We start from the raw sequence: 3632 nt of genomic DNA, 5'->3' as shown, positions 1-3632 counted from the left end.
GGTGCACGTCGAACCCGTTCTTCTGGGTGAAGCGCGTTCAGGAGACGGTGTTTCCGAGAGCGATCACCGCTCGCTGACGATGCTTGCCAATCATCTGCAACGCATCCAGATTTTGATCCCTTCTAAAACACTTGCGAAGCTGCAGCAGATCGAGATTTGGCTGGAATCAGAACACCCAAACCTGGAAACGATGCAGTACCATCCCAGCCGCGGTTGGTTGCTGGCCAATGGTCACGATGAGCGACTGACGAAGAAGGTTCACCTCCCGCGAGCGAACCAGTTGCTATCGAAGGAGCAGATGCTCAAGCATCCCGCCATGATTCTGCATGAATTGGCGCACGCCTACCACGATCAATTCTTGAGCTTTGATCAACCGGAAATCATCGCTGCGTTTGAAGAAGCCAAAGCGGGCAAGCGGTACGAAAACGTGTTGTTGTACACTGGCCAAACCGTTCGCCACTACGGGCTGAGCAACCACAAGGAATACTTCGCTGAAGGCACCGAGGCTTACTTCTATCGCAACGACTTCTTCCCTTTCGTGCGAGCCGAACTCAAGCAACATGACCGAGCGCTGCACGACCTCCTCGGCCGTCTTTGGGGCGAACGCTAAAACAGGCACATCGCAGCTGGATTCGCCAGAATTCAGACGTCCCACTTGTTCGACGTCCGAATTCTTGGCGAATCCGGCTACCGAGAGAGTCCGAATCCTGGCGAATTCGGCGACGGCGTCACGGTCGAAACGTGAGCCGGTGATAGGTGCGTTTGAACTCCTTGCGAATCTTTTGCCAAACCGTTCGTTCCGGCTTGGTGCGGATCGTTTCTGCCGTGGCCATGCGTGGTTCGTCGCTCGGATTGGCAACCATCGTTCGAGCGATCAAATGAAACAGCGTTTCGTGATGCAGGACTCGTTCGCGACTTCGCCGGATCGCATTGAAACGCTGCGAGTAGAGATCGCTATCAAGGATCTGTTGAACTTGCTTGACTGAGCCATCGATGTCATCGAGCTGGAGCGTCACAAAACTGTCAGGATCAAACCAGTTTTCGATGTTGGTGCACCCCGCGTACAACGGAAGGGAATACCCCAGAAACGCATCGCTGATCTTCTCGGTCCAATAGTTGGGCTCACAAACATTCTCGAGCGACAGGTGATACGCATGCGGCAAGATCGCGTCGGCTTTGTCGCTCACTTCACGAATGCCGCGACCATACAAATGCAAGCGGTCGCCGATCGCTTCTTGCAACCGGTGCACGAACCGCAAACGCTGTCGATGGCCTTCGTGCAACACCTTGGTGGAAATCACAGCCGAGATCGTCGGTGACTTCTCAGGCGCGGGCAGCGCCTCGAGATCTTCCAGTCGATGCAGCGATTCGGTTTGCCTTCCGAAGAACCACGGCAATCCACCATGACTCGGCACCCAAGTCCCGGTGAAGCCGGGAATGTTGTAGGGAGAGATCAAGACGCCAAATTGATTGGCATTGCTGGCACCAATATCGACCGCGGGAGAAGGCTCGCCGGTGACCAGAATGCGTCGTGACCTTGGTATGGTCGTCGTGAGAACTTCCGTGGTCAGGTGAGCGACCACCAACCAGTCCGCATTTGCCAAGTCATGACTGAATTGCACCTGCCGCAAGGCCGCATCACGGGGCTCACCAAGCGTTCCTGGGAACGCCGGCAGCATCCGGTGATAGCTCTCGGCCGCATTGCCAAAGGGAACGATGCCAACGCGGTCGGTCATAACAGTGGAGATTGGAGCAGTTGGAGTTAGGCTGCCTCGGCGAACGCAGGGGCCTGAAGTTGATCGATCCATTGGCAGACATGTTCGACGCCGACCCGGTTAATGGCTTCCCGAGAAGGCAATCCGCCGCGGGCTTTGTTTTCCATTGCCAACGCGTGTTGTTGGTACGGTCCGCGAGCGGAAGGCGATCCGGTTCCTTCCAGTGGACCATACAAACCGACCACGTTGGCCCCGGCAGCGACGGACGCATGCAGCATCGGCGTGTCTTCCGCGATCACCACTCGGGCCAACGGACTGAGTGCAGCGGCCAATGATAGCGTCATGTCTGGTGCCAGCGAAGCGGCGTCCCCGGCGCAAGCAACGATCTGCTCGGCCTTCAATCGTTCCTCGAACGTTCGCCAAGTCACGATGGAGTGCATCTGAAAACGGTCCGCCAAATATCGTGCTGTCGCCGCGTAGCGATCGAACATCCAGCCGACCGAAGAGGAAACCCGCCCGGAATCCATCATCGCCAGATCTTGTCCAGACCAGCGATGTCGATACCGCATCGCCCATTGGTGACCCCTTGAATCCACCGGCCAATCGAATCGGGCTTGCGGGCGATCGATCTCGAGCGGAGTCAACAATTCCAACCGACGATCCACGACGTGGTGAAACACCGGAGTCACCAACTCGTTGAGCAAGCTGCGTCGCGGTGCAAAACGGGGCATCGTGTCCCAACCGATTCGACGCGTGGCACCCGACAACTGGCAAACGAAAGCGGAAACGAATGAATCATCGCAATCGATGGCAACATCAAAGGATTGTGAGTTCAACGTTTGCTTGACGCTTCGAATGCCTCGTGGCGATCGGTTCCATCGGACGGGCAGCTCCAGGATTTCGTCGATGGCTGCGTGCTGTTCCAAGAAATCCGTTTTCTCGACACCCACTGCGATGCTGACATGCGAGTCGGGAAAATACTCTTTGAGCGAGCAGGCAACCGGCAACGTCAAAATGCAATCGGAGAGATCACCCGGCTGGCTGAGCAAAATCCGCATGGGAGAAGATGGCTCAAGCGACATTATCAGGATCCGTTGAAAAGCAGGATTCGTGGTCAGCGCGTTGGACGCGAATAAGCACTATCGACTCGAAATGGATCGGAACGCGCGAATGCGAGCCCGCGGGGCCAACCCACGAGTGTCCACCGGCTGATCGAGCACGTAACTGCCGACATTGCCAGCCTGGTCCGTGGCATCGATTCGCAAATAGATCTGACGAGGCAATTGTGGGTCCGCGGGCCACACGTAATCACCCAGGTTTCGCAACCCAGCCGCGATCGTGGTCCACGGTCCTTCAGGTGTATCACTAAAGGAAAGCGTGATCGGACGCGACATCAAATATTGGTCTTGGCATCGATAAGCGATTACCAAAGAACCAGCACGATCGGCTTCCCCGTAGCGAGCCCCCGTGATACTGACCTCGGGTTCGGTTTGGTCGACCACCACCACAATATCGGGTGCATCGCCGCTGAGCGGACTTGGGCTGGTCAAACCGTTGGCAGCGACGACCACGATTTGGAATCCGAAGATGCCTTCGCCGTTGGTTTCAATATCAAACGGGCTGGCTTTGTCAGGGTCCGTGCCCCAACGTTTCCAGTTCAGCCCACCGTCGGTGGTCCCATAGAGCTCGATCGCTTCGACACCTCGGCCGCCAATCGCTTCGATTTCAAAATCCAAGCTGAATCGGTTGCTGTCGCTGTGCCGAATCACAGAACGTTCCGCCAACCGCTTGAGGTCCAGTGTTTCACGCGGATCCAATGTCGTGCGTTCCATCGTCGCAGAATTGGCGCGTTGCGATTGATACCGCAACTCCGATGGCGTCGCCGGCGAACGCCCGCTGGATGAATTGCCAGCAGCA

General features: G+C 56.7%; 3 protein-coding genes and 1 pseudogene. 1 reads left to right on the top strand and 3 read right to left on the bottom strand.

Going from position 1 to position 3632, the window contains the following annotated elements:
* Window positions 1–610, top strand: a 610-nt coding sequence (locus ACF8AM_RS18535; RefSeq protein ID WP_392557075.1) for a metallopeptidase, incomplete at its 5' end; no start/stop codon positions are given.
* A gap of 118 nt (window positions 611–728) precedes the next feature.
* Here the strand turns inward: ACF8AM_RS18535 and ACF8AM_RS18530 are convergent.
* From ACF8AM_RS18530 to ACF8AM_RS18520, 3 genes and pseudogenes are all read right to left on the bottom strand, one after another.
* A complete protein-coding gene (locus ACF8AM_RS18530; protein WP_392557074.1) occupies window positions 729–1736 on the bottom strand; it encodes a glycosyltransferase family 10 domain-containing protein in 1008 nt (335 codons plus the stop codon).
* Window positions 1737–1762: 26 nt separating this feature from the next.
* Entirely contained in the window at window positions 1763–2797 is a 1035-nt protein-coding gene (locus ACF8AM_RS18525) for a glycosyltransferase family 9 protein (protein WP_392557073.1), read from the bottom strand.
* A gap of 57 nt (window positions 2798–2854) precedes the next feature.
* A pseudogene (locus ACF8AM_RS18520) lies at window positions 2855–3632 on the bottom strand (hypothetical protein); the annotation flags it as partial.

Origin of the sequence: Rhodopirellula sp. JB055 (assembly GCF_043100905.1) — a bacterium.
Taxonomy (GTDB): domain Bacteria; phylum Planctomycetota; class Planctomycetia; order Pirellulales; family Pirellulaceae; genus Rhodopirellula.
This window is presented reverse-complemented; position numbering and strand designations above follow the sequence as displayed.

Excerpts from the sequence above, each read along its gene's own strand:
- ACF8AM_RS18530 (WP_392557074.1), bottom strand. The coding sequence starts at position 1,736 with ATGACCGACCGCGTTGGCATCGTTCCCTTTGGCAATGCGGCCGAGAGC.
- ACF8AM_RS18525 (WP_392557073.1), bottom strand. The coding sequence starts at position 2,797 with ATGTCGCTTGAGCCATCTTCTCCCATGCGGATTTTGCTCAGCCAGCCG.